This is a genomic window from Sphingomonas sp. URHD0057, from assembly GCF_000620665.1.
Taxonomy (GTDB): domain Bacteria; phylum Pseudomonadota; class Alphaproteobacteria; order Sphingomonadales; family Sphingomonadaceae; genus Sphingomicrobium.
The window spans coordinates 566,042-588,190 of sequence record NZ_JIAU01000005.1 but is presented as its reverse complement, the minus strand read 5'-3'; the positions used below and the strand labels follow the sequence as shown (position 1 = coordinate 588,190).

Genomic DNA, 22,149 nt, shown 5'->3' with positions numbered 1-22,149 from the left:
GGTTACTCCTTCGTTTCGTGAACGAAGGGCAGCACCTCGCCCATGTTGGGTTCGCGGTTCATGTTGGGCGCGACGCCGAGCATCGGGGCGATGCGACTGACCGTGCGGCTGACCACCGGCGCGACGTTCCAGCCCGCCGTGGTGAAGCCGTAAGTTTCTTTGGTCGCTTTGGGCTCGTCGAGCATGACGACGATCACATAGCGCGGGTCATCCATCGGGAACACACCCGCGAAGCTGGTGATGTTGACGGTCTGGCTGTAGTGGCCGTTGATCAGCTTTTGCGCGGTGCCGGTCTTGCCGCCGATGCGATAACCGGGCGCGTCGGCCTTCCTGCCGGTGCCCTTCATCACCACCAGCCGCAGCATCGCCCGCATCCGATAGCTGGTGTCGGCGCTGAACACGCGCCTGCCCGGCGCCAACGGATTGCCCGGCCCGTGCTTGAGGATGGTCGGCGGATGATAGATGCCGCCGTCGAACAAGGTCGCATAGCCCATTGCGAGCTGGAGCGGCGCCACCGCGATGCCCTGGCCGAAGCCGATCGTCATGGTCTCGAACGGTCCCCAGCGCGACCCCGGGTTGAGCGCGCGGCCGCGCTCACCGAGCTCGATCTCGACCTTGTCGAGGAAGCCCATCTTCTTGAGCCACGCCTTCTGCCGCCTGGTGCCGAGCTGGTCGGCGATCTGCGCCGTGCCGATGTTCGAGCTTTCCATCATGATCTCGGCGACAGTGCAACTGCGCCCGAACGGATGGGTGTCGTGGATGACATGGCCGTAAACCGGCAGCGCATCCGGGCAATTGTAGACCTGCCCGACCGACTTGATGACGTCGGAGTCCATCGCCATCGCGACGGTGAACGGCTTGAACGTCGAGCCAAGCTCGAACACGCCGAGCGTCGCCCGGTTGAAATGCGCCTCGGGTGTGCCCTGCCCCGGCGTGTTCGGGTTGATCGTCGGCATCGAGGTCATCGCCAGGACCTCGCCGGTATGGACGTCCATCACGACGCCGGCCGCGCCGATCGCCGAGAAGGTGGCCATTGCATCGCCGAGCTCATGCTCGAGCGCCTGCTGGATCCGGCTCGAAATCGACAGCTGGAGCGGCTTGCCGCGGGTCGCCGGATCGGACAGATATTTGTCGAACGCCCGCTCGGCCCCGGCGGCGCCATGACCGTCGATGTCGGTGAAGCCGAGTACGTGGGCGGCAAGGCTGGTCTGCGGATAGAGCCGGTCGGGCTCGCGCTGGATCGCGAGCCCAGGTTCGCCCAGAGCGTTGACCGCCTCGACCAGGGTGGGGGAGGCGCGGCGGCGCAAATAGAAGAAGGGCTTGTTGGACCTTAGAAGCGCGAAATATTGCGCCTCGCTGCGTTCGGGCATCAGCTCGGCCAGGCGGCGTGCGATCTCGAGCTTGTCGCCGATGATCTTTCCGGGATGGACGGCAATGGTCCAGGCGTCGATCGTCCGCGCCAGCGGCTCGCCGTCGCGGTCGACGATGTCGCCGCGGTCCGGGACCAGCGCGGTTACGCCCTCCTTGCGCCCGGCATGATCGCCGAACGCCGCCAGCCACAGGATGCGCAGCGCGATGAGGGCAATGATCCCGGCATAGACCAGCATGCCGAACATCAACCGCTGGTGCATGACCGCGAGCATTTGCCGGCGCTGGCCGACCAGTCGGAGCCGCTCGGGCCTTGGCGCGACGAGAGCGGGCGACGGGGCGTTCATCGGGCCGGTGCTGGATCCTTGTTAGGCTTGACGAAACGCTTGTCAGGAAGCGGTGCGAGCGGATCGTTCTTCGCAATCCGAACCGGCTTTGTCACCGCCCTGGCGGCGAGTTCGATGGGCTTATCCACCGATTTCTTGTCATGCGATTGGGCGGCCGCGAGGCCCGGCTTATCCGCGGATTTCCGATCGGCCGGCTTCGCCGCTGTAACCAGCCTGTCCGCGGACTTCACGACGGTCGTCAGGGACGATGCAACGACCGTTTTCGCCGGGACCTCGCGCGTCTCGGTCTTCAAACTTGCTTCGTGGATCAGGCCGCTCGGCGGCGGCATCGCGGCCGCGCCTGAATCGTCGGTATCAGGGCCGCCAATCGCTGGCATCCGGCTCGGCGCCGGCGCCGCGGCCAACACCACCGGCGCATTGAAATCGATCTTGTGTTCGGGCTGCGTCAGCTTGGCGAGCTCGAAGCTGCCGGCGAGGAACTGCTCCGCGGCCGGCGCCGACAGCGCCAGCACCTTGACGTTCCAGCGCTCGAGCTGCGCCAGCCGGCCGCGCGTGCCGATCTCGGTCTGGAGGACGCGCATGTCGCGCTGCGCTAGGACGATCTTGGTTTCGACGTCCTCCAGCGAGGCGCGCTCCGAGGCGACGCGAAGGGACACCAAATAGCAGCCAAGCGCCGCTCCGGCGCAGCTCGCCACCATGAACAAAGAGTGGAAACTACGCCCGCTCATCGTACCCCACCTTTCCATGCCGGCGCTGCGGTCCGGACGCCGCTCCTCAACCGCGCCGAACGCGACCGCGGGTTCGCGGCCAACTCACGCTCCGCCGGGGAAACCGGCTTGGCGATCCGTTCGAAGGTTGGCTCCTTGGGATCGACAATCACGGGGCGGTGACGCGAGCCGGCCGGCGTTCCTCCGCTCCGTTCGCGGAAGAAGCGCTTCACGATCCGGTCTTCGAGACTGTGAAAGGTGACGACCGCGAGCCGGCCGCCCGGGCGCAGAGCGCGCTCGGCCGCGGCAAGCCCGTCCTGAAGCTCGTCGAGCTCGGCGTTCAAATGAATGCGGATGGCCTGGAACGTCCGGGTCGCGGGGTCGCTCTTCTGGCCGGGGCGAAAACCCGCGGCCCGGCGGACGATCGCGGCGAGTTCCGCGGTGCGTTCCACCGGGCGCGCGGCGACGATCGCGCGGGCGATGGCACGTGCCCGCGGCTCCTCGCCATAGTCCTTGAGAATGCGCGCGATCTCGGCTTCGTCGGCGGCATTGAGATACTCCGCCGCCGTCAGGCCCGACTTGCTCATGCGCATGTCGAGCGGACCGTCGGTCGAGAAGGAAAAGCCGCGGTCCGCCCGATCGAGCTGCATCGAGGAAACTCCAATGTCGAGCGCGATTGCGTCGACCTGCTCGATGCCGCGTTCAGCCAGAACTCGGTCCATCTGGCTGAAGCGCTCGTTGATAAGTGTGAGGGGCGGATCCGGGACGAGCGACCGTCCGGCTTCGATCGCATCGGGGTCGCGATCGAAACCGATCACTCGTCCCGCCCCCGCCCGGAGCATGGCGCGCGTGTAGCCGCCTGCTCCGAAGGTTCCGTCGACAAGGGTGTCGCCGCCCTGGATGGCCAGGGCGGCGATGACCTCTTTGACCAGCACCGGAACATGAGGGGCATGTTGGGGTCCGGTGCTGGTCACGAGGCGGCTCCACGTTCTTCGAGCCGAAACCGGGCGATGTCCTTGAGGTCGTCGGGGATGCGCGGGTCTTTGAGCAGACGCTCGGGATTCCAGATCTGGAACGTCTCGCCGGTGCCGAGGAACAGCGCGAGGTCGCCGATGTCGCCCTTGCGGCGCATCATCGGGGGCATGACGATGCGGCCGGAGCTGTCGTAGGGAACTTCCTCGGTGGCGGCGAAGGCGATGAGGTTGCGCTGCTGATATTCGAGCTGGGCGTCGGGGCTCGTCTCTTCTTTCTCGAGTAGGCGCTCGAGCTTGGCGTGCTTCAGCGCCGCATAAGCGGGGTCGTAGGCGGCGAGGCACCCGAAGGCTTCATGCTTGGCGAGGACGACGGTGCGGGCGTCGCCGCGGCGCTCGATCACGCCGCGCAGGAATGCAGGGATGGACACGCGGCCCTTGGCATCGACCGCGTTCAAAGCGCTGCCCTGAAACAGATGCTCTAGCGCCACGCCCAAACAACTCCCCGTTCGAAGCGCGCGACTTTCCCCTCGCGGACGCGCGTATCCACGCGCGCTCCACGCCAGTGTCCTGGTCTTGAGGGTCAGTCCCCGCGCAACAGCCTATGTTGGTAACTCAACGCCGTGCGGGATACAATGGGATTTTATGGGATTTTATGGGATAACTGTGGGAAATGGCGGAATTCCGCGCCTTTTCGAGGGTGGACGATGCGCCCCGTTCCCCTCCTGTTCCGCGCTCCGAAGGCTGTGGATAAGTCTGTGACTCGCGAATCGCTTAGAATCACTTCAGTGCATCCAGTTCTTGCAACACCGCCTCAAGATTATGAGCGCCATCACCACCCAAATTGCCGGCGTCGAGCAAATCCGCGTCGGCCACAACCGTCGCTCGTCCACGGCCGATTCGGCAGCGCGCGACGATTCCGTCCCCGCTGATCTCGCACCCGCCGTGCAGCGAACCGGGAGAAATCGTGACGATCGGACGATTGCCCAGGCTCGACGCTTTCAGTCCGGGCCGGTCGGGAGCGTCGAGGCGAAGTCCCCAGTGGGCGAGCAGGCCGGTGTCGGCGAACATGACCGGCGGCCGCAAACGGTCGCCGAGCGGGCGTGAGCTTGGCCACTCGAGCAATGGGTCGGCGAGCAACAGGACGCGGCCGCCATCGCGCACCCACTGATCGAGCGCGACCAAATCCTCGGCCGGTTGGGCGAATGGCTGGGCCATCAGCAGCAGCCGTCCCTTAGCCAGTTCGGCCGAGCTGGCGACGCTGACCGGAATGACTCGATAGTGCGACTGCAGCGCAGTCAACGCGGGTGACCCGCCGCCTTCAATCGAGAAGTCCTCCCCGAACACCAGCGGCAAGCTGGTGAGCAGCAGAAGGGCGGGCCGCTCCGACGCTGGCGCCGGGCGCCGCAACTGCGCAAACGCATATGCGGCAATGGCCAGGCAGACGACAGCGAGGCCGAGCGCGCGCAGGCGCGCCCGCGTCACTGCTTGTTGGACGCGAGGTTGTTGGTCGAGGCGTCCGATGCGCCGGGCGCGACGCCGAGCTCGGCGAGCGGTTCGCTCGGCTCGTTGCTGGCGCTCTGCTGCGCGTTGTTGACCGAATTGTCGTGCCCCGACTTGCTGATGATCGAGCCGAGAAGCACGAGGAGGAAGGCGAAGGCGAGCCCGGTCAGGCCGATGCGGATGCGCTGGGCGCTGCTTCCGGCTTGATACGGCATGTAGTCGGCGAAGCTATGTCCCACACCGACATTATGCAAGCACGTCCCTTGACTTTGACCGTCGCGCCGCGAAGGGCGGAAATCATGACTCGCACCCCCCTGCTCATCGCCCTTGGCGTGGCCGCAGCGCTAGCCGGCTGTAACAAGGAAGACCACACGATCGTCGCCGGCGGCCCGGAAGGGGACGACACCAATGTCTCGAACGAGCCGGTGGCCTTGCCGCCCTCGGTCGCCGCCAGCAAGTCGTATCGCTGCAAGGACAACAGCCTCGTCTATATCGACTGGCTGTCGGACGGCACGGCTCGCGTGAAGAAGACCCGCGACGAGGTCGGGACCTCCGTCACGCCGGGCGCCGAGCTCAAAGGCGACGCCAAGGCGTCGACCATCGCCTACAACGGCCAGAGCTGCAAAGCCTGAGCCTCGCTTGACAGTGTCTCCGCGGCCCTTGATCAACCGGGGCTGCGGAGGCCATCATCAATGAAACTTACTAGGCGCGGATTCACCCGCGGGGCGGTCGGCCTCGCACTTGGCAGCCAGCTCGGCGCTCGCGCTTTCGCGCAATCGAGCGCAGGCACTAGGCCCGGCCTCGAGCCGGCGCTGGCAGCGATCCGCGCGCATGGCGAGGCGCATCTCGCTTATCTCGGCATCCCGGGGATGACCCTTGGCCTCACCGCGCCCGACGGCTTCTCCACGGTCCTCGACTTCGGCTACGCGAACCGCGAAGCGCGCACTCCGATCACGCCCGACACCTTGTTCCAGATCGGCTCGATCAGCAAAGTGATGACCGCAACGCTGCTTCACCAGTTTGCCGGCGAGGGCCGCTTCAACCTGTCCGACCGGGCCAGCGACCTGCTCCCGGCACTTCCGCTTCCCGCCGGAAACGCGATCAGCGTCCAGCACATGCTCGATCACGTCGCGGGACTGCCGGGGGATGAGCCGCTGTGGCTCGAAGGCGGGCAGCGAACCGCCTACGCGCCGGGCGCGCACTGGCATTATTCCAACACCGCCTATGACATGCTCGGCAAGCTCGCCGAGCATTTCGGCGGCAAGCCGCTCGACCAGCTGCTCGCCGACCGCGTCTTTCGCCCGCTTGGGATGAAGCGTAGCAACGGCGCCATCGTCGGCGCCGACCGGACCTTGTACGCGCAAGGGTACGAGGCCGCGGATCCGACCGCGCCGTGGGCACGCGGCGCTCCGCTTGCTCCGGGCGCCTGGGTCGACGTAACCTTTGCCGCCGGAAGCGTCGCATCGACCGCACAAGACATGATGCCCTTCCTGCGCACGCTGGCCAATGCCGCGCAGGGCCGCGGCGGCCTCGGCCTGTCACCCGAGCAGGCGACGGCCTTCACCACCCACGCCGTGCCCAGCGACACCGCCGGAATGACCTATGGCAACGGGCTGATGCACGTCGCCAACGCCGGCCGCTCCTACCTTCACCATACCGGCGGGATGGTCGCTTTCTCATCCTCGTTCCACGTCGACACGGCAAGCGGCGTCGGCGCTTTCGCGAGCTCGAACGTCAGTGGCTTCCTCGAATACCGGCCGCGGCTGCTGACGCGGTTCGCGGTCGATGCCTTGACCAATGCGCTTGCCGGAAAGCCGCTTCCGGACGCACCTTCGCTCGAGACCAAGGTGGCCGCGCCCGCCGCCTACGTCGGCCGCTATTCGGGGCCAGGAGGCAAATTCGAGGTGCGCCCTGGCGCTCCGCTCACCATCGTTGCCGACGGCGTCTCGGCTCCGCTCCAGCCATGGGGCGGCGAGCTCTATCGCACGACGCACCCGCGGTTCCGGCAATTCGCGCTCATGTTCACCCGGACCAAGGGCTTCGTCAGCCACGCCAGCTGGGGCAGCTTCGGCTATCTCAAGGAAGGCCGCGTCGGCACCATTCCGCCGAGCAACCAGGCGCTCGCCAAGCTCGCCGGGCGCTACGTCAACGACAGCCCGTGGGTCGGAACCACGGTGGTCGTCGAGCGTGGCGGCAAGCTGTGGATCGGCACGGACACGCCGATGACTGGGATCGGCGACAATTTGTGGCGCGTCGGGCCGGAAAGCTGGTCGCCGGAGCGGGCGAGCTTCGCCAACTTCATCGACGGCCGTCCGCAGACCCTCATCTACTCCGGCGAGAAGTTCCTGCGGCACGACGTGTAGGCTTCGCTCCTCCCCACCGGCTACGCCGGCAGGGAGGAGTTCGCGCTTACACCGTTTCGGGCTGCTTCGGCTGCGATGCCTTCATGCGTTCTTCGAACTGCTCGGACGGGACGTCCTCGACGTGGGTCGCGATGCTCCACTTGTGGCCGAACGGGTCGGTCAGGCCGCCCATGCGGTCGCCCCAGAACTGGTTCTCGACCGGCATGGTCTGTGTCGCTCCGGCGTCGATTGCCTTCTTGAACGACGAATCCACGTCATCGGTGTAGATGAGCAACGAAGTCGGGGTTCCACCGCGAGCCTTGGGTCCGAGGTTGCCTCGTTCCGGAAACTCGTCGTTGAGCATGAATCGAGTGTCGCCGATCTGCAGCTCGGCATGGCCGATCTTGTCGCCCATCGGCAGCCGCGAAATCTCCGTGGCGCCGAACGCCTGCTTGTAGAAATCGATGGCCTTCGCGCCGTCGTCGACCGTCAGGATGACGTTCACGCTGCGATATCCCTCGGGAATAGGTTTGGTCATGGCGGTGCTCCTTGAATCGAGTCCCCCGGCGACACCCTCCTTACTGCTGTTGCCGGAGTCGCTCCAAGGTCATTGGCCGCGCCCTAGCCCCCGCTCGGCCCGCCCGCTAAGGCGCCGCGCATGGACGTCCTCGAAGCTTCGCAAATCACGCCCGAAATGATCGCCGAGCATGGGCTCAGCGAGGAAGAATACGGCCGCATCCTCAAAGCGCTCGACCGCGAGCCGAACCTCGTCGAGCTTGGCATCTTCTCGGTCATGTGGTCGGAGCATTGCTCGTACAAATCCTCACGCGTCCATTTGAAGAAACTGCCGACCGAGGCGCCGTGGGTGATCTGCGGGCCGGGAGAAAATGCCGGCGTAATCGACATCGGCGACGGCGATGCGGCGATCTTCAAGATGGAGAGCCACAACCACCCGTCCTACATCGAACCTTACCAGGGCGCGGCGACGGGCGTCGGCGGGATCCTGCGCGACGTGTTCACCATGGGCGCGCGGCCGATCGCCAATTTGAACGCGCTGCGGTTCGGCCGGCCCGATCACCCGAAGACGCGGCATCTGGTCGCGGGCGTGGTCGCGGGGATCGGCGGCTACGGCAATTGCGTCGGGGTCCCAACCGTCGGCGGCGAGGTCAATTTCGATGCGGCCTATGACGGCAACATCCTCGTCAACGCGATGACCGTCGGCGTCGCCAGGACCGACAAGATTTTCTATTCGGCGGCCGCGGGTATCGGGAATTCCGTCGTCTATGTCGGATCGAAGACCGGGCGCGACGGCATCCACGGCGCGACCATGGCCAGCGCCGATTTCTCCGAGGACAGCGAGGAGAAGCGGCCGACGGTCCAGGTCGGCGATCCGTTCACCGAGAAGTTGCTGATCGAAGCGTGCCTCGAGCTGATGGCATCGGACGCGATCGTCGCGATCCAGGACATGGGCGCGGCGGGACTCACCAGCTCCTCGGTCGAGATGGCGAGCAAGGGCGGGGTCGGCATCCGCCTCGACATGAACCAGGTGCCGTGCCGCGAGGAAGGCATGACGCCCTACGAAATGATGCTGTCGGAATCGCAGGAGCGGATGTTGATGGTGCTCAAGCCCGGCCGCGAAGGCGAGGCCGAGGCGATCTTTCGCAAGTGGGAGCTCGATTTCGCGGTGATCGGCGAAGTGACCGATACCGGGCGAATGGAGCTAGTGTGGAACGGCGAGACCGTCGCCGACATTCCGCTCGACCCGCTCGCCGATGAGGCGCCGCTGTACGAGCGGCCCTACGCAATCCCCAAGGCGCCCGAGCCGCTGACCGACATCCCCGAGAGCACCGACATCGCGGCGGACCTGCTCAGGCTCATGGCCTCGCCGGCGTTAGCGTCGCGGCGTTGGGTGTGGGAGCAATACGACCAGTCGGTCGGCGCCGACACGGTGCAGCGCCCCGGCGGCGACGCCGCGGTGGTGCGCGTCCACGGTTCGAAGAAGGCGCTGGCGATCACCACCGACTGCACGCCGCGCTATTGCTACGCCGACCCGGTCGAGGGCGGCAAGCAGGCGGTCGCCGAGGCCTACCGCAACCTCTGCGCCGTCGGCGCGAAGCCGCTGGCGATCACCAACTGCCTCAACTTCGGCAACCCGCAGCGGCCCGAGATCATGGGCCAGTTCGTCGGCTGCGTCGAAGGCATCGCCGAAGCCTGCCGGGCGCTCGACTTCCCCGTCGTGAGCGGCAACGTCTCGCTCTACAACGAGACCAAGGCCGACGACGGCTCGAGCCTCGCCATCCTCCCCACCCCCGCGATCGGCGGCGTCGGCCTGTTCGACGATTGGGAGAAGTCGGCGACGATTGGGTTCAAGGCCGAGGGAGAGTTCATTTACCGCGTCGGTTATCCGCTCGGACATATGGGCCAATCGCTATGGCTCAGTGAGATTCACGGTCGCAAGGAAGGCGCGCCCCCACCGGTCAATCTGGACGCTGAACAACGGACAGCCGAGGCCGTAAGAGACTTAATCGATCTCGGATGGGTCACCGCGGTCCACGACGTCTCGGACGGTGGAATTGCTGTGACGCTTGGCGAAATGGCGCTTGCAGGCAGCGTTGGCGCTGACGTGCGCATTGAGACCCATCCAGGCTCGACCGCGGGAATGCTATTCGGAGAGGATCAGGCGGTATACGTCGTCGTCTCGTCCAAGGACGCAACCACGCTGATCGAAAAACTGAATGACCATGGCGTCGTCGGCGAGCAGATCGGCGTCACTGGTGGCGATGCGCTGACCATTGGTGATTACAACAGTCAGGCGACAATCTCCCTCGCGGACCTCCGGGCCGCGCACGAGGGCTTCTTCCCCAAGCTGATGGGAGCCGACGCGGCGCTCGCCTGATGCCGTCCGGCTATTCCGGGACGCCGCTGGCGAAGAAGCTCTCCTTGAAGGACGGCACGCGCGTGTGGTGGGACAATATGCCGGAGAGCGTGGCGCGCGAGATCGCCGAGGAAGGCTTGCAGCTTCAAATGCTGGACAGGCCCGAAGCGCCGATCGACGCAGCACACATCTTCGTCACCGCGCGCGCGGACCTCGCAGCCAAGCTCAAGCAACTCCTCCCGCTGCTCGACCGCGCCGGCTTCATCTGGGTTAGCTGGTCCAAGCGTGCCTCGAAGGTCGCGACCGACATCACCGAGGACGTGATCCGGGAGGTTGCGCTGCCGATGCATCTGGTCGACACCAAGGTCTGTTCGGTCGACGACATCTGGTCGGGGCTGAAGCTGGTGATACGCAAACAACATCGCTGATCTAGGGGGAATGCGAATGACCAATTCGATCGTGAAGCCGATTGCCGTGTCGACTTTGGTGTCGGGAGCCCTCGACATCGGTTTCGCAATGATCCTGACCGTCGCGTTCGGGCACCATATCCCCGACATGCTGCGCTCCGTCGGGTCCGGTCCGTTCCCCGCCGCGACGGACATGGGCGGCGCCGGCGCGATCCTCGGGCTCGCCGTCCATTTCGTGCTGATGGCAATCATGGCCACGATCTTCGTGCTTCTCGTCCGGGCTCGCCCGGCGTTGCTCGATACGCCGTGGCGCACAGCGCTCGCCTGGGGTGTGATCACCTATTTCGCGATGAACTGGCTGGTCGTCCCGCTGCGCTTCCACGCGCCGCTGCCGCCGAAGCCACTGTCGATCGCGACCCAATTGTTCGCGCACATCGTGCTCGTCGGCATCCCCTACACCTTCATCGCCAGGAAATACCTGAGGCGGTAGCCGATCGCTCGCACACGCTTCCCGCGGTCATTGCGGTTGTGTAACGTACACGCATGGCGACAGCTGCTGCACCGCGATGGACCTACCTAGGCCTGGCGATCGCATTGTTCGGGATTCCGGCGATGACGACGCTTCACCGCGTTCTCGCGCCCGACCCGGCCGCAACCAACGGAATCGTCGCTCGCGAGCTTGCGATCCTCGCGATCACCGCCCTCTTGTTGTGGATAGTAACGACAAGAGAAAAGCTCCCGCTCTCCTCGATTGGATTGCGCTTTGATCGCGTCGGCCGTTCGTTGGCTTGGGCCGTGGCGGTGGCTGCGGCTTGCCTGGCCGCTGCCGTCGCCTGCCTCGCGATCTATGGCGCGATGGGCGTGCATTACGGCGAGGGCCAGTCGATCTCGCGCGCGCTTCCCGTCACGACGCTCGCGGTAGTGCGCGCGGGCATTTCCGAAGAAGTCTTGTACCGCGGCTATGCAATCGAGCGGCTCCAATCGCTCACCGGCAGCAAGTGGATTGCGGTGGCCATATCGCTCCCGCTGTTTGCCGCATTCCATTTTCGGCAAGGCCTTGCGGGCGTGGTGATCGCCTTGGTCCTTGGAGCGATCCTCACCGCTTTCTACCTTTGGAAACGCGATCTCCTCGCCAACATGGTCGGACACTTCCTGGTCGACTTCATTCCCAATGTGCTGCTGGTTGGACTGGGCCTGGTTAAGTAGCTACTTGCGAATAAGTCGCATTATCGATTATATAGCGTGCATGATTGTGTGCATCTGCAACCGCATCACCGAGGGCGAGGTTCGCAAGGCCGCTCGCGACGGCGCTCCAACGCCGGACAAGGCCTACGCCTGCCTCGGCTGCGACGTGCAGTGCGGCTGCTGCCTCGATTACGCGCAGGAGATCATCGACAAAGAGCGCGGCAAGCGTCCGCCGCTTCGCCTGGTCGCCTGACGTCATCCCACCTGACTTGACCCCCGCCCGCTGACAGCGCATCCGCCCCGCAACTGGCGGGAGGCGGAAATGAAGGGCGATCCCAAAGTCCTCGGGCTGCTCAACGAAGCGCTCAAGAACGAGCTGACCGCGACCAACCAATATTGGCTTCACTACCGGCTGCTCGACAATTGGGGCGTCCACAAGCTCGCCCAGTTCGAGCGGTCCGAATCGATCGACGAGATGAAGCATGCCGACCGCTTAGCCGAGCGCATCCTGTTCCTCGACGGGCTGCCCAATTTCCAGATGCTCGGCCGGCTTCACATTGGCGAGAATGTCGAGGAGGTCCTCAAGGCCGACCTCGAGCTGGAGCTCGAGGCGCTGACTCAGCTGCGCGGCGCGATCGCGCATTGCGAAAAGATCAAGGATTACGTCAGCCGCGACCTGTTCTCCGAGATCCTCGAGAATGAGGAAGAGCATGTCGACACGCTCGAGCAGCAGTTCGAGATGATCGCGCGCATGGGCCTGCCCAACTACATCCAGCTGCAAAGCGAAGCGGCGAAGGATTGAAGTTCCTCCCGGCCAGCGAAGCTGGTGGGGAGGGGAACCAGCGAAGCTGGTGGAGGGGTAATTGGCGTCGAGTCAGAACCCCTCCACCATGCAGTCTTCGCTGCATGGTTCCCCTCCCCAGCCTTCGGCGAGGGAGGAACTAAGAGTTCAGATCCGGCCGAAGCCCTGATTGCCCACCTTGCGCCCGAATCCGGCGGGGCGGTCGCGCGTCAGCAGCGGGTTGGTTTCCTTGTCGAACAGCGCGATGGTGTCGGTGAACAGCCGGCGAAGCTCGACCACCTCGGGCACCAGCTCATCCGGGAAACGGTGGCTCTCGACGCAGAAACGGGCGGTCGATTCGATCAGCTCGGCGATCTTGGCCAGCGGCTCGGCGCCGAGCTGGCGTGCCTCGCCTTTCAGCGTGTGGGCGGGAAGGACCAAATCCGTGGTGTTCTGCTCGCGCATCGCGCTTTCGATCTGGGCGATCGACTTCACCCCATCCTCCTTGAAGTAACTGAGGATGCGGATGAAACCCGGGCCAAGCTCCGCCCGGCTCTTCTCGAAATGTACCCAATCGACGATATCCGGACGCTCGTCGCTCACTGTTGCTCTTCCTGCTCCCGATCGCTCGGGCGTGGTCCCACCACAATGGTGGTAGCTGGAAAAGGGTAAAATTTGCCTTAGCGGGTGCTAGCTTCTTTGGCGGTCGAAGGGATTGGCGCGACCACGGAACTCGAGCCGTAAGGGGATTGCGCCAAGGCCGAGGTCGCGGCGCATCGCATTCAGCAAATAGCGGCGATAGCTCTCCGGCAGTTCCTCGGTGCGGTTGCCGAACACGACGAAAGTCGGCGGCCGCGACGTCACCTGGGTGATGTAGCGGAGCTTGATCCGCTGCCCCTTCGGCGCCGGCGGCGGGTTCGCCTCGATCGCGCTTTCGAACCACCGGTTGAGCTCGCCGGTCGGAACCCGCCGGCTCCATGCCTCGCGGAGCTCGATCGCGACCTTGAGCAAGGTATCGATCCCCTTGCCGGTCTTTCCCGACACCGTAAGCAACGTCACATCCCTGATCTGCGACAAGCCCTCGACCAGCGCGGCCTTCACACCATTGAACAGCGACGAGGCGTGCTCGGCGACGTCCCATTTGTTGAGCGCGATGATCAGTGCGCGGCCTTCCTCGATCACCTGATCGGCAATGCGCAAGTCCTGGGATTCGAGGCCGCGGGTCGCATCGAGGAGCAGAACCACGACCTCCGCGTGATCGATCGCGCGCTTGGTGTCGAACGCCGACAAGCGCTCGAGCTTGTCGTCGACCTTGGCGCGCTTCCTCAGGCCCGCGGTGTCGACCAGCTGGACGCGATGGATGCTTCCATCAGGACTTGGCCAGTCCCAATCGAGACGAATGGAATCGCGCGTGATCCCGGCTTCCGGACCGGTGATCATGCGCTCCTCGCCGAGCATCTGATTGACCAAAGTCGACTTGCCCGCGTTGGGCCGGCCGACGATCGCCAGCTTGAGCGGATGCTCGCCCGCCTCGTCGTCGTCCGCCTCGAAGCGTTCGTGCTCGACGAGCGGCCGAAGTGCATCGAACAGGTCGACGATGCCCTCGCCATGCTCGGCGCTGATCCCGATCGGCTCGCCGAGCCCGAGCCGAAAGGCTTCGAGAATGCCGGATTCGCCGGCCCGGCTCTCGGCCTTGTTGGCGACCACGATCACCGGGGTCGTTTCGACCCGCAGCCAGCGCCCGATCTCCTCGTCGAGCGGGGTCAGCCCCTCGCGCGCGTCGATCAGGAACACGGCAACGTCGGCGTCGCGCACCGCCGCCTCGGTCTGCTTGCGCATGCGGCCGGGCAGGGTTTGCGGGTCTTCGTCCTCGAAGCCGGCGGTATCGATGACTCGAAACTCGAGGCCGAGCAGGCTGGCATCGCCCTCGCGCCGGTCGCGCGTGACGCCGGGGCGGTCGTCGACCAGCGCCAGGCGCTTGCCGACGAGCCGGTTGAACAGCGTCGATTTACCCACATTGGGCCGGCCGACGATGGCGACGATGGGCAAGGGCATAGGGGCCGATAGCAGCGCCGGGCGGGCGCGGGAACGGCCTACCTGAACGCGTGCAAGCGCCCCTGGTCGTCGAGGACGTAGAGCGTCGAGTTGGCGACAACCGGCGGCTGGCTGATCCCGGCGCCGACCCGGGTCTGGCTCTGGTACGATCCGGTCGCCGGATCCACGTTGATCAGGGTGCCGTTGGAGCCGGCGACGATCAGCCGGCCGCCGGCCAGGATCGGCCCGGTATAGTCGATCTCGCCCTTCTTCGACTTGGGATGCTGGAACTGCGGCATCTGGTTGATCCAGCGGACGTGGCCGTTGAGGCGCGACAGGCAGATGAGCTTGGCGTCATCGGTCACCACGAACACCCAGTCGCTCGCTACCCACGGGGTCGAGATTCCGGCAATGTTCAATTCCCACTGGCGCTGGCCGCTCGTGATATCGAGCGCGACCATGCGGCCGCCCTGCCCCACGGCGAACACCTGCCCGCCGTCGATGACCGGGTTGGCGTCGATGTCCGACAGCGACGAGACGCTGGTGCGGATGCTGGTCCGTTGCAGCGTGTCCTGCCACACCTGCCGCCCGTTTTCGTAGCGATAGGCGTTGAGCTCGCCCGAGGAGAAGCCCGCGACCACGGTCCCCTGACCCACCGCCGGTGACGCCGAGCCAAACACGCCGGCGATCTCGAGCGCGGCCGCCTGCGACCAGTTGGTCGATCCGGTCGCCTCATTGAGCGAATAGATCTGATTGTCCTGGCTCATCACATAAAGAGCGCCGCTGGCGACGCTCGGCGATCCGCGCAGCGGCCCGCCGGGCCGAACCTTCCACAATATTCCGCCATTGCCCTCGGCCAGTGCCGAGACCCAGCCGACACCGTTGGTCGCGAAGATGCGGCCGTTGTCGTAGGCGATCCCGCCGCCATAGAGTGACGGGGTATTGTTGCGTTCATCGTAGGGCGTCTGGCTCGCCCAGTAGAGCGCACCGGTCTGGGCGTCGAAGGCGCGCACCGCGCCGAGCGTGTCGATGGTATAGACGCGGCCGTTGGCGACGATCGGCGGGGAAGCAAGCCGGGCGGTCAGGCTGCTGCCGCGGCCGCCATTGACGGTGAACGCATTGGCGAGCGCGGTGCCTAGCGCGAGCTGGCCCATCGACTTGGAGGCGTTGCCGCCCGATTGCGCCCAATCGGTATTTGTAACCGCCGCCGGAAGGGTCATCGGCGCCGCCGCGGTCGCCGGATCCAGCGCCGCGTCGCTCTCGGTCGTCAGGACCGGAATGCGCTCACCGAGGACCGGGGTCTTCTTGGTTTTGTGCTTGAGTACGCTGCAGCCGCTCGCCGCGACCATCGCGGCAATCAAAATCGCGGTCCGGAATTGCTTGGAATTAGTCATCGTGATCCTATGGATTCGTTGCGGTTGGCAACGTGCCGGCGTCAACGCCAAGGCTGCTGGCGAGTTGGACGGAACGGGCGCGGTTGCCTTCCGGGACGGTCTTGTCCTTGGCGATCGCCGCGAACAGCCGCCCGGCTTCTTGCTTCTTGCCCTGCTTGATCAGCGCCATGCCGGTCATCTCGCCGGCACTCGCGAACCACGGATTGCCCGGCTTCGCGAGGGGGGCGAGGCGGGCGATCACGTCCTCGGGCTTGATCGTATCGAACTCGAGCGCGGTCTGACGGATCAGGGCGGCGTCGCGATAGGCTTGGGGAAAGCCGCTATCAGAGGCGATCTCGCTGAATTTCGCGATCGCCAGCTTGTGATCGTTCTGCTGGAGGGCGAGCGCGGCTCGGGCGAACAGCGACGACGCCCGCACCCCCTTCTTGCCGCTTTCGGACAGAGTATCGAGCCTTTGCGGCGCGGTGCTGATCTTGTTGGCGCCGATGTCCGTATAAACCTGGGCCAGCTCCTCGACCTGCCTTTCCGAGCGCTGGACTTGATATTGCTGCCAGTAGATCCAGCCGCCGCTTGCGGCGAGGAACAGGATCACCCCGCCGATCAGCCAGCGGCCATGCCGAATGGCGAAGTCGCGCAGCTGATCGCGCCGCAGGTTCTCATCGACCTCGCGGAGGAATGTCTCGTTAATCGTGTCAGGGGGTTGCGCCAAAAACCTCAGTCCGCTCTGCCGGGGAAACTCATGCCGGACGCTTCCTTACGCAGGATGAACGGAACCGGGCGCCGCATCGTCTAGCGGCTGCGCCGCCAAACGAAAACCCCTCCTCCAACCCCCTCCTCCCGGGGAGGGCCAGGGGTGGGTCATTTGGGTTGGTAGGTTTGCTCCGCCGTCGGGAAGCTGCGGTCGCGCACCTCGGATGCGTAGGCCGCGGCCGCCTCGCTGATCCGCGAAGCGAGATCGTCGTAGCGCTTCACGAACCGCGGCGTGCGTTCGAACATGCCGAGCATGTCTTCGGTGACGAGCACCTGTCCGTCGCATTCCGCCGAACCGCCGATGCCGATGACCGGCGCGCCGACCGCCCGCGTGACCTCCGTCGCGAGACCCTCGATCACCCCTTCGACAACGATCGAGAATGCGCCCGCCTCATCGATCGCGCGCGCGTCGCGAAGGATCTTCTCGGCTTCTTCGGACGAACGTCCGCGGGCACCATAGCCGCCGAGAACATTCACGGCCTGGGGCGTCAGGCCGACGTGGCCCATGATCGGGATGCCCCGCTGAGTGAGGAAGGCGACGGTCGGCGCGATCGCTTCGCCGCCCTCCAGCTTGATCGCCGCGCAGCCGGTCTCCTTCATCATCCGCGAAGCGGTCGCGAAGGCCTGCTCGGGCGAGCCTTCGTAGCTGCCGAAAGGCATGTCGACGACGACCAGCGCGTGCCAGCTGCCGCGAACGACCGCGGCGCCGTGGGCACACATCATCTCGACCGTGACCGGGATGGTCGACGGCAGGCCGTAGATGACCTGGCCGAGGCTGTCGCCGACGATCAGCATGTCGCAATGCGCGTCCAGCAACTGTGCCATCCGCATCGTATAGGCGGTCAGCAACACGATCGGTTCGGCGGTCTTGCCGTCGATCTTGCGCGCGCGGATCGAGGGCGCGGTCATCCGCTTGCCCGGCACGGGCGACGGCGTCGCCCGGCTGGTCGACGTATCGATGGTGAAGGTCGACATGCCCGCGGCTTCTAGCCGCTGCGGGACAGGTCGGCAAAGCCTGTCCGCGGCACGGCCCGTCGACAACGGCGGAACTTACCGCTCCGGCGGAGGATCATCGGCCGCACGCCACCAACCAGTTGGGTGCCAGGAAAGGACCTTCGATGAGCACATCCAGTCTAATGATCTGCGCGGCCGTGTTCGGATTTGGCGCCGGCGCGGCGCTTGCCGAGCCAGCGGCGGCGCCTCCGGCTGCCACCCCCGCAACTCCGGCCGATCCCGCCACTCCGGCAAAGCCCGCCGATCCCTCGACTGGCACCGCGGCCACCCCGGCGGCAGCAGCGACGCCGGCGAAACCGGCAACCGCCGCGACGCCGTCCGCAAATTCCGCGACCGCAGATCAGGCAGCCCCCGCGACGACGGAAACGCCGCCCAAGAAAAGCAAGAAGAAGCCTCGTTAGGCCGGCACGGTTCGGCGTGCCAGGACCTGCCTAACGCAGCCAGCCGCGCTGCCGCGAATGGCGGGCGAACCCGTAAATCGTCCAGGTGAGCGCCAGTGCGATGATCACCGCGGCGATGTCGCTCGTGCTGAGCAGCTCCCTCAGGCGCGGCGCGGCGAACAGGCCGACGCCCCAGGCGACGGCGACGATGAGCGACACCAGGAGCAGCGGAACCGCGGTCTTGCGCCGCAGCAGAAGCATGACGGCGCCGATCGTGCCGACGAGGGCCGCGACGCCCAGTAGCGAGGTGACCCACTTCGGCTCCGCTTCGAACATCGCGCGCTGGTCGAGCGGAAGGGCGGAGGGATCGGTATAGATGTGCATCCCATAGACCGCGCCACCGAGCAGCATGAACAGCAGCGACCCGATGGCCGCAAGGGTGAACCAGCGCGCCACCGGCCGCGTCGTGAATCGCTCATCCATGGCGCATTCCCCTTATTCGCCGCCGCCGAGGCGCTCTTCCCAACCGGCGCCCTGCGCCAGCGAAATCGAATCGAGCACGGCCGTGCTCTGGTCGCGAAGCACGGTGAACGCGCGGCGGATCGCGCACGTCGCCTCGTCATGGCAATCGCCGCACGGCGCGTAGAAGTTGACGCTGGCGCACGAGACCAGGGCGATCGGCCCCTCCATCGAGCGAACGATTTCGCCGAATGAGATTTGGACGGCGGGGCGGGACAGTTGGTACCCGCCTTTCGGTCCGCGAGCGCTTTTGACCAGCCCGGCTTTCTTCAGGTCGAGCATGATCAGCTCGAGATATTTGGGGGGCACGCGCTGAGTCTCGGCGATCCGGCTCAACTGGACCGGAGCGCCGCCCTGCTCTTCGGCGAGGAACAGCAGCGAACGCAGCGCATAACGGGTCTTCTGGGCGATCATCCTCGAACCCAGCCTAGCGCCCCGATGCGCGCTCGGAAAGGGAGCGATGAACACATCTTAATGGAGACGACAGGCGAATGAGAAGCGCATCATCGTAGTGGGCTGCCGCCGGCTCGATCCGAGCCAATCGAACGGAGATTAGACTCATGAATCGCACGATGATCGCCACCTTTGCAGCGCTCGCCATGGTTGCCGCCCCGGCCCTCGCCGTTACGACCGCCACGAAGACCGCCAAGACCGAGACCAAGGCCCAGATGAAGGCCGCCAAGTCCTCGCAGAAGGCCGCGGCCAAGTCGGCGAAGCTCGCCGCCAAGCCCGCGAAGAAGACCAGCTGAGCGGATTCCTCGCCGCTCGGACCGTCCGCCCGGTACGCACCCCCTGTGGTGCCGGGCGGACACCCGTCGGTCAAAGCCCGAATGAACGCCATTTAAGCTTGCGGCCACGGGCGCGTGAGTTCCGTGCACGTAGATGCGCGCCACCCCGCGTTGTGACGGGAGAATCAGGAGGAAGAAATGAAAGCACTTATCGCTTCGGTTGCGGCGGTCGGGTTGCTCGCCGGGCCGGGACTTGCCGCGCCCACGGCCACAAGCACCAAGACCATGACGACCAAGACCGGTAACGCGAAGGCGACGACGACGGTCACGACCAAGGTCACTCCGACCTCGACCAAGCGGAAGGCCCACGCCAAGGCAAGGCATCACGCAAGGAAGAAGTCGGCCAAGGTCGCCGCGAAGCCAGCGGCTAAGACCAGCGGCTGATCGAGTAGGCTTCCGTGTGGTGCGCGACTCGACTCCCCTCCCCAGCGCTCGCCGCACGGAAGCCGCTTCTTCGAACTGCCCGGAATTGATAGGGGAACCATATCTCGGAGGGACCATGGGCCGAAAAATCCTGCTGGTTGAGGACGATCGCGAGACCGCCGCCTATCTTGCCAAGGGCCTGACCCAGGAAGGCCATAGCGTCGAGCAGGCGGTCAACGGCCAGGACGGCCTGTTCCGCGCCACCGACGGCACTTTCGATCTTGTCATCCTCGACCGTATGCTGCCCGTCCTCGACGGCCTCTCGGTGCTCAAGGCGCTGCGCGCGGCGCGGATCGAAACGCCGGTGCTCATCCTGTCCGCTTTGGCCTCGGTCGGCGACCGCATCGAGGGGCTCGAGCAAGGCTCCGACGACTATCTGGTCAAACCGTTTTCGTTCGCCGAGCTGCTGGCGCGGGTGAATGCGTTGCTGCGGCGGCGCGAAGCGCGCCTGAACCCGGCCGATCATCGGCTGACCGTGGGCGATCTCGAAATCGATCCGCTGTCGCGAACCGTCAAGCGCGGCGGCAGGAAGCTCGACCTCAAGCCGCGCGAATATCTGCTGCTCGAATATTTCGCCCGCAACGAAGGGCGCGTCGTCACCCGCACCATGCTGCTTGAGCAAGTCTGGGACTATCATTTCGATCCGGGCACGAACGTCATCGACGTTCACGTGAGCCGCCTTCGCCGCAAGCTCGAAGACGGGTTCGAAAAGCCGTTGCTGCACACCGTGCGGGGCGCGGGCTATATGCTCGCCGCCTGACGATGAAAAAGCCGCTGCCCACCACGGCGCGGGTCGCGCTTCTCGCCGGCCTGCTCGCCCTCCTGTCCAACGTCGCGGTGGTCGGCTTCATCCATTGGCGCACCAATGCCCAGCTACTCGACGCGCTCGAGGATTCGCTTCCGGTCGCGGCCGTCCTGGCAGCGTTGCTTGGCCTCGCCTGCGGCTGGATCGTCGCCAAATATGTCGGTCATCGGATCAAGGGCATCGTCGCGGTCACCGACCGCATTACGGCGCTCGATCTCAGCCAACGCATCCCGCTGGCGGGCAGCGGCGACGCATTCGACCGCTTGGGGTTGCAGATCAACGCCATGCTCGATCGCATCAGCCAGCTCATGGGCGAGCTCAGGATCCTCACCGATTCGGTAGCTCACGACCTGCGCACGCCCGTCAGCCGGCTCCGCGCCGCGGCTCAGGCGGCGGCGGAGTCGAGCGATCCTGCCGAGCAGGACGAGCTGCTGACGAGCGTCCTCCGCCAGTCGGACATTCTCATGCGCATTTTGAGCACCGTGCTCGAGATCAGCCGGTCCGAGGCGCTCACCGGGCGCAACCAGTTCACCTGGTTCGACGCGCGCGAGCTCGGTGCCAAGCTGGTCGAGATGTACGAGCCCCTGGCCGAGGAGGCGGGCGCAATCCTGCGCTATGACAAGCCGGGCGAGCCGGTCGCCCTGTTCGGCCATCGCCAATTGCTGTCGCAAGCCGTCAGCAACCTGATCGAAAATGCAATCCGCTACGGCGCCGCCGGCGGTGAGATCAGCGTCGCCGTTCGTCCGGTCGACCAGCATCTTCGCATTGAGGTCGGCGATCGCGGTCCCGGCATTCCGACCGATCGCCGCGGCGAAGCCCGCAAGCGGTTCGGGCGGCTCGATTCGAGTCGCTCCGACGAAGGGGCCGGCCTCGGCCTCGCGCTCGCCGAAGCCATCGCGCACCTCCACGACGGCCAGCTGCGGCTCGAGGACAATGCCCCCGGACTGATTACCGCGATCGACCTTCCGCTACGTCGCGACGAACCGTCGCCTAGCCTTCAATGACGACTTTCGAGCCGACCTTGGTCAGGGTGTAGAGCTTCTCCGCGAACTTCAACGGGAGCCGGACGCAGCCGTGGCTCGCCGGATAGCCCGGGTTCGGACCGGCGTGAAAGGCTATCCCCTTGGAATCGTACATTTGCATGAAAGGCATCGGCGCATTGTCGTATTTGCGGCTGTAGCCCTTCACTTGCTTGTTCATTACCGACCAGAAGCCGAGCGGCGTTTCGCGGCCCTTCTTGCCGCTGGAAATAGTGGCCACGCCGATCAGCTTGTCGTCGCGATAGACGTAGAGCAGCTGGGTCAAGGTATCGATCACGACATGGGTATCGCCGGTTTCCGGGATCGTCGCCGCCCAGCGATATTGGCCGGGCCGAAGCCGTAACGGGCCGAACACCGCGACCGCTTCTTCCCAGGCCTTGGGCGCGTTGCCCTGCGTCCAGCGATAGGGCAGCTCGGGCCTGGCGACCTTCGGCGGCGGCGGCGGCGCCACCGCCACTCGTTGCGGAGCCGTCGAGCAACCGGCGAGCAGCGCCAAACCGGCCAAGATTGAAACCC

Annotated in this window: 28 protein-coding genes; 13 read left to right on the top strand and 15 right to left on the bottom strand. The window is 65.7% G+C overall.

From position 1 onward, the window contains the following. Positions 1–2: 2 nt before the first annotated feature. The 6 genes from N539_RS0103260 to N539_RS0103235 all read right to left on the bottom strand — a co-directional run bounded on the left by N539_RS0103260 (position 3) and on the right by N539_RS0103235 (position 5,111). A complete protein-coding gene (locus N539_RS0103260) occupies positions 3–1,715 on the bottom strand; it encodes a peptidoglycan D,D-transpeptidase FtsI family protein (protein ID WP_028969104.1) in 1,713 nt (570 codons plus the stop codon). Beyond that, positions 1,712–2,443 (bottom strand): hypothetical protein, encoded by a 732-nt coding sequence (locus tag N539_RS17600; protein WP_156029729.1) that lies wholly within the window; start codon positions 2,441–2,443, stop codon positions 1,712–1,714. Before N539_RS17600 ends, N539_RS0103260 begins: the two co-directional genes overlap by 4 nt. Continuing rightward, on the bottom strand, positions 2,440–3,396 hold the full coding sequence (rsmH, locus tag N539_RS0103250) for a 16S rRNA (cytosine(1402)-N(4))-methyltransferase RsmH (RefSeq protein ID WP_028969103.1): 957 nt from the start codon (positions 3,394–3,396) through the stop codon (positions 2,440–2,442). The genes N539_RS17600 and rsmH overlap by 4 nt, the downstream gene beginning before the upstream one ends. Further along, entirely contained in the window at positions 3,393–3,884 is a 492-nt protein-coding gene (locus tag N539_RS0103245) for a division/cell wall cluster transcriptional repressor MraZ (protein ID WP_037551772.1), read from the bottom strand. The genes rsmH and N539_RS0103245 overlap by 4 nt, the downstream gene beginning before the upstream one ends. 289 nt (positions 3,885–4,173) lie before the next feature. Beyond that, positions 4,174–4,878, bottom strand: coding sequence for a DUF4350 domain-containing protein (locus N539_RS15190; RefSeq protein ID WP_051531245.1), 705 nt, complete (start codon positions 4,876–4,878; stop codon positions 4,174–4,176). Further along, positions 4,875–5,111, bottom strand: a complete 237-nt coding sequence (locus tag N539_RS0103235; protein WP_028969101.1) for a hypothetical protein — start codon at positions 5,109–5,111, stop codon at positions 4,875–4,877. The genes N539_RS15190 and N539_RS0103235 overlap by 4 nt, the downstream gene beginning before the upstream one ends. A gap of 84 nt (positions 5,112–5,195) precedes the next feature. Here N539_RS0103235 and N539_RS15185 point away from each other — a divergent pair, with 84 nt between their 5' ends. Together N539_RS15185 and N539_RS0103225 are read left to right on the top strand one after the other, a co-directional pair. Further along, positions 5,196–5,528, top strand: a complete 333-nt coding sequence (locus N539_RS15185; protein ID WP_051531242.1) for a hypothetical protein — start codon at positions 5,196–5,198, stop codon at positions 5,526–5,528. 60 nt (positions 5,529–5,588) lie between these two features. Next, entirely contained in the window at positions 5,589–7,259 is a 1,671-nt protein-coding gene (locus tag N539_RS0103225; RefSeq protein ID WP_028969100.1) for a serine hydrolase domain-containing protein, read from the top strand. 46 nt (positions 7,260–7,305) lie between these two features. On the opposite strand, the gene N539_RS0103220 is transcribed toward N539_RS0103225, so the two are convergent. Continuing rightward, positions 7,306–7,776, bottom strand: a complete 471-nt coding sequence (locus N539_RS0103220; RefSeq protein ID WP_028969099.1) for a VOC family protein — start codon at positions 7,774–7,776, stop codon at positions 7,306–7,308. Between the two features lie 120 nt (positions 7,777–7,896). Between N539_RS0103220 and purL the strand changes: the two genes are divergently transcribed. The 6 genes from purL (at position 7,897) to bfr (ending at position 12,507) form a co-directional block, all read left to right on the top strand. After that, positions 7,897–10,134 (top strand): phosphoribosylformylglycinamidine synthase subunit PurL, encoded by a 2,238-nt coding sequence (gene purL / locus N539_RS0103215; RefSeq protein WP_028969098.1) that lies wholly within the window; start codon positions 7,897–7,899, stop codon positions 10,132–10,134. Further along, positions 10,134–10,541 (top strand): DUF3052 family protein, encoded by a 408-nt coding sequence (locus tag N539_RS0103210; protein WP_028969097.1) that lies wholly within the window; start codon positions 10,134–10,136, stop codon positions 10,539–10,541. Before purL ends, N539_RS0103210 begins: the two co-directional genes overlap by 1 nt. Positions 10,542–10,557: 16 nt before the next feature. Next, positions 10,558–11,010 carry a hypothetical protein gene (locus N539_RS0103205; RefSeq protein WP_051531240.1) on the top strand — a complete coding sequence of 151 codons (453 nt, stop codon included), beginning with the start codon at positions 10,558–10,560 and terminating at the stop codon, positions 11,008–11,010. A 53-nt stretch (positions 11,011–11,063) separates the two neighbouring features. Continuing rightward, positions 11,064–11,726 carry a CPBP family intramembrane glutamic endopeptidase gene (locus N539_RS17595; protein WP_051531238.1) on the top strand — a complete coding sequence of 221 codons (663 nt, stop codon included), beginning with the start codon at positions 11,064–11,066 and terminating at the stop codon, positions 11,724–11,726. Positions 11,727–11,766: 40 nt separating this feature from the next. Next, entirely contained in the window at positions 11,767–11,958 is a 192-nt protein-coding gene (locus N539_RS0103195) for a (2Fe-2S)-binding protein (RefSeq protein WP_028969095.1), read from the top strand. A 69-nt stretch (positions 11,959–12,027) separates the two neighbouring features. Beyond that, positions 12,028–12,507 carry a bacterioferritin gene (gene bfr, locus N539_RS0103190; protein WP_028969094.1) on the top strand — a complete coding sequence of 160 codons (480 nt, stop codon included), beginning with the start codon at positions 12,028–12,030 and terminating at the stop codon, positions 12,505–12,507. Positions 12,508–12,654: 147 nt separating this feature from the next. Here bfr and N539_RS0103185 read toward each other — a convergent pair whose 3' ends face one another. From N539_RS0103185 to panB, 5 genes are all read right to left on the bottom strand, one after another. Further along, positions 12,655–13,089 (bottom strand): Hpt domain-containing protein, encoded by a 435-nt coding sequence (locus tag N539_RS0103185; protein ID WP_028969093.1) that lies wholly within the window; start codon positions 13,087–13,089, stop codon positions 12,655–12,657. Between the two features lie 87 nt (positions 13,090–13,176). Then, entirely contained in the window at positions 13,177–14,541 is a 1,365-nt protein-coding gene (der, locus tag N539_RS0103180) for a ribosome biogenesis GTPase Der (RefSeq protein ID WP_028969092.1), read from the bottom strand. A 38-nt stretch (positions 14,542–14,579) separates the two neighbouring features. Then, positions 14,580–15,914, bottom strand: coding sequence for an outer membrane protein assembly factor BamB family protein (locus N539_RS0103175; RefSeq protein ID WP_028969091.1), 1,335 nt, complete (start codon positions 15,912–15,914; stop codon positions 14,580–14,582). 7 nt (positions 15,915–15,921) lie between these two features. Beyond that, the gene (locus N539_RS0103170; protein ID WP_028969090.1) at positions 15,922–16,623 is read right to left on the bottom strand and encodes a tetratricopeptide repeat protein; all 702 of its coding nucleotides are present in this window, start codon (positions 16,621–16,623) and stop codon (positions 15,922–15,924) included. 149 nt (positions 16,624–16,772) lie between these two features. Further along, the gene (gene panB / locus N539_RS0103165) at positions 16,773–17,639 is read right to left on the bottom strand and encodes a 3-methyl-2-oxobutanoate hydroxymethyltransferase (protein WP_028969089.1); all 867 of its coding nucleotides are present in this window, start codon (positions 17,637–17,639) and stop codon (positions 16,773–16,775) included. Between the two features lie 143 nt (positions 17,640–17,782). Here panB and N539_RS18705 point away from each other — a divergent pair, with 143 nt between their 5' ends. Continuing rightward, positions 17,783–18,079: a hypothetical protein gene (locus tag N539_RS18705; RefSeq protein ID WP_051531236.1), complete on the top strand. Its 297-nt coding sequence runs from the start codon at positions 17,783–17,785 to the stop codon at positions 18,077–18,079. A gap of 30 nt (positions 18,080–18,109) precedes the next feature. On the opposite strand, the gene N539_RS17590 is transcribed toward N539_RS18705, so the two are convergent. Together N539_RS17590 and N539_RS0103150 are read right to left on the bottom strand one after the other, a co-directional pair. Beyond that, on the bottom strand, positions 18,110–18,541 hold the full coding sequence (locus N539_RS17590; protein ID WP_051531235.1) for a hypothetical protein: 432 nt from the start codon (positions 18,539–18,541) through the stop codon (positions 18,110–18,112). Between the two features lie 12 nt (positions 18,542–18,553). Beyond that, positions 18,554–18,991 (bottom strand): RrF2 family transcriptional regulator, encoded by a 438-nt coding sequence (locus tag N539_RS0103150; RefSeq protein ID WP_028969088.1) that lies wholly within the window; start codon positions 18,989–18,991, stop codon positions 18,554–18,556. A 146-nt stretch (positions 18,992–19,137) separates the two neighbouring features. Between N539_RS0103150 and N539_RS0103145 the strand changes: the two genes are divergently transcribed. The 4 genes from N539_RS0103145 to N539_RS15165 all read left to right on the top strand — a co-directional run bounded on the left by N539_RS0103145 (position 19,138) and on the right by N539_RS15165 (position 21,597). Beyond that, positions 19,138–19,326, top strand: coding sequence for a hypothetical protein (locus N539_RS0103145; protein ID WP_028969087.1), 189 nt, complete (start codon positions 19,138–19,140; stop codon positions 19,324–19,326). Between the two features lie 177 nt (positions 19,327–19,503). Then, entirely contained in the window at positions 19,504–19,749 is a 246-nt protein-coding gene (locus N539_RS0103140; RefSeq protein ID WP_028969086.1) for a hypothetical protein, read from the top strand. 115 nt (positions 19,750–19,864) lie between these two features. Continuing rightward, the gene (locus N539_RS0103135) at positions 19,865–20,548 is read left to right on the top strand and encodes a winged helix-turn-helix domain-containing protein (RefSeq protein ID WP_028969085.1); all 684 of its coding nucleotides are present in this window, start codon (positions 19,865–19,867) and stop codon (positions 20,546–20,548) included. A gap of 2 nt (positions 20,549–20,550) precedes the next feature. Further along, positions 20,551–21,597 carry a sensor histidine kinase gene (locus tag N539_RS15165; RefSeq protein WP_051531234.1) on the top strand — a complete coding sequence of 349 codons (1,047 nt, stop codon included), beginning with the start codon at positions 20,551–20,553 and terminating at the stop codon, positions 21,595–21,597. Here N539_RS15165 and N539_RS15160 read toward each other — a convergent pair. Next, positions 21,584–22,138: a L,D-transpeptidase family protein gene (locus tag N539_RS15160; protein ID WP_231462834.1), complete on the bottom strand. Its 555-nt coding sequence runs from the start codon at positions 22,136–22,138 to the stop codon at positions 21,584–21,586. The two genes, N539_RS15165 and N539_RS15160, sit on opposite strands and share 14 nt — an antisense overlap. Positions 22,139–22,149 lie beyond the last annotated feature (11 nt).

What these genes read in the sequence shown, in the direction of transcription:
- N539_RS0103260 (WP_028969104.1), bottom strand. Translation starts at nt 1,715, where the DNA reads ATGAACGCCCCGTCGCCCGCTCTCGTCGCGCCAAGGCCCGAGCGGCTC.
- N539_RS17600 (WP_156029729.1), bottom strand. Translation starts at nt 2,443, where the DNA reads ATGAGCGGGCGTAGTTTCCACTCTTTGTTCATGGTGGCGAGCTGCGCC.
- N539_RS0103235 (WP_028969101.1), bottom strand. Translation starts at nt 5,111, where the DNA reads ATGCCGTATCAAGCCGGAAGCAGCGCCCAGCGCATCCGCATCGGCCTG.
- N539_RS15185 (WP_051531242.1), top strand. Translation starts at nt 5,196, where the DNA reads ATGACTCGCACCCCCCTGCTCATCGCCCTTGGCGTGGCCGCAGCGCTA.
- N539_RS0103225 (WP_028969100.1), top strand. Translation starts at nt 5,589, where the DNA reads ATGAAACTTACTAGGCGCGGATTCACCCGCGGGGCGGTCGGCCTCGCA.
- N539_RS0103220 (WP_028969099.1), bottom strand. Translation starts at nt 7,776, where the DNA reads ATGACCAAACCTATTCCCGAGGGATATCGCAGCGTGAACGTCATCCTG.
- purL (WP_028969098.1), top strand. Translation starts at nt 7,897, where the DNA reads ATGGACGTCCTCGAAGCTTCGCAAATCACGCCCGAAATGATCGCCGAG.
- N539_RS0103210 (WP_028969097.1), top strand. Translation starts at nt 10,134, where the DNA reads ATGCCGTCCGGCTATTCCGGGACGCCGCTGGCGAAGAAGCTCTCCTTG.
- N539_RS0103205 (WP_051531240.1), top strand. Translation starts at nt 10,558, where the DNA reads ATGACCAATTCGATCGTGAAGCCGATTGCCGTGTCGACTTTGGTGTCG.
- N539_RS17595 (WP_051531238.1), top strand. Translation starts at nt 11,064, where the DNA reads ATGGCGACAGCTGCTGCACCGCGATGGACCTACCTAGGCCTGGCGATC.
- N539_RS0103195 (WP_028969095.1), top strand. Translation starts at nt 11,767, where the DNA reads ATGATTGTGTGCATCTGCAACCGCATCACCGAGGGCGAGGTTCGCAAG.
- bfr (WP_028969094.1), top strand. Translation starts at nt 12,028, where the DNA reads ATGAAGGGCGATCCCAAAGTCCTCGGGCTGCTCAACGAAGCGCTCAAG.
- der (WP_028969092.1), bottom strand. Translation starts at nt 14,541, where the DNA reads ATGCCCTTGCCCATCGTCGCCATCGTCGGCCGGCCCAATGTGGGTAAA.
- N539_RS0103175 (WP_028969091.1), bottom strand. Translation starts at nt 15,914, where the DNA reads ATGACTAATTCCAAGCAATTCCGGACCGCGATTTTGATTGCCGCGATG.
- panB (WP_028969089.1), bottom strand. Translation starts at nt 17,639, where the DNA reads ATGTCGACCTTCACCATCGATACGTCGACCAGCCGGGCGACGCCGTCG.
- N539_RS18705 (WP_051531236.1), top strand. Translation starts at nt 17,783, where the DNA reads ATGAGCACATCCAGTCTAATGATCTGCGCGGCCGTGTTCGGATTTGGC.
- N539_RS17590 (WP_051531235.1), bottom strand. Translation starts at nt 18,541, where the DNA reads ATGGATGAGCGATTCACGACGCGGCCGGTGGCGCGCTGGTTCACCCTT.
- N539_RS0103150 (WP_028969088.1), bottom strand. Translation starts at nt 18,991, where the DNA reads ATGATCGCCCAGAAGACCCGTTATGCGCTGCGTTCGCTGCTGTTCCTC.
- N539_RS0103145 (WP_028969087.1), top strand. Translation starts at nt 19,138, where the DNA reads ATGAATCGCACGATGATCGCCACCTTTGCAGCGCTCGCCATGGTTGCC.
- N539_RS0103140 (WP_028969086.1), top strand. Translation starts at nt 19,504, where the DNA reads ATGAAAGCACTTATCGCTTCGGTTGCGGCGGTCGGGTTGCTCGCCGGG.
- N539_RS0103135 (WP_028969085.1), top strand. Translation starts at nt 19,865, where the DNA reads ATGGGCCGAAAAATCCTGCTGGTTGAGGACGATCGCGAGACCGCCGCC.
- N539_RS15165 (WP_051531234.1), top strand. Translation starts at nt 20,551, where the DNA reads ATGAAAAAGCCGCTGCCCACCACGGCGCGGGTCGCGCTTCTCGCCGGC.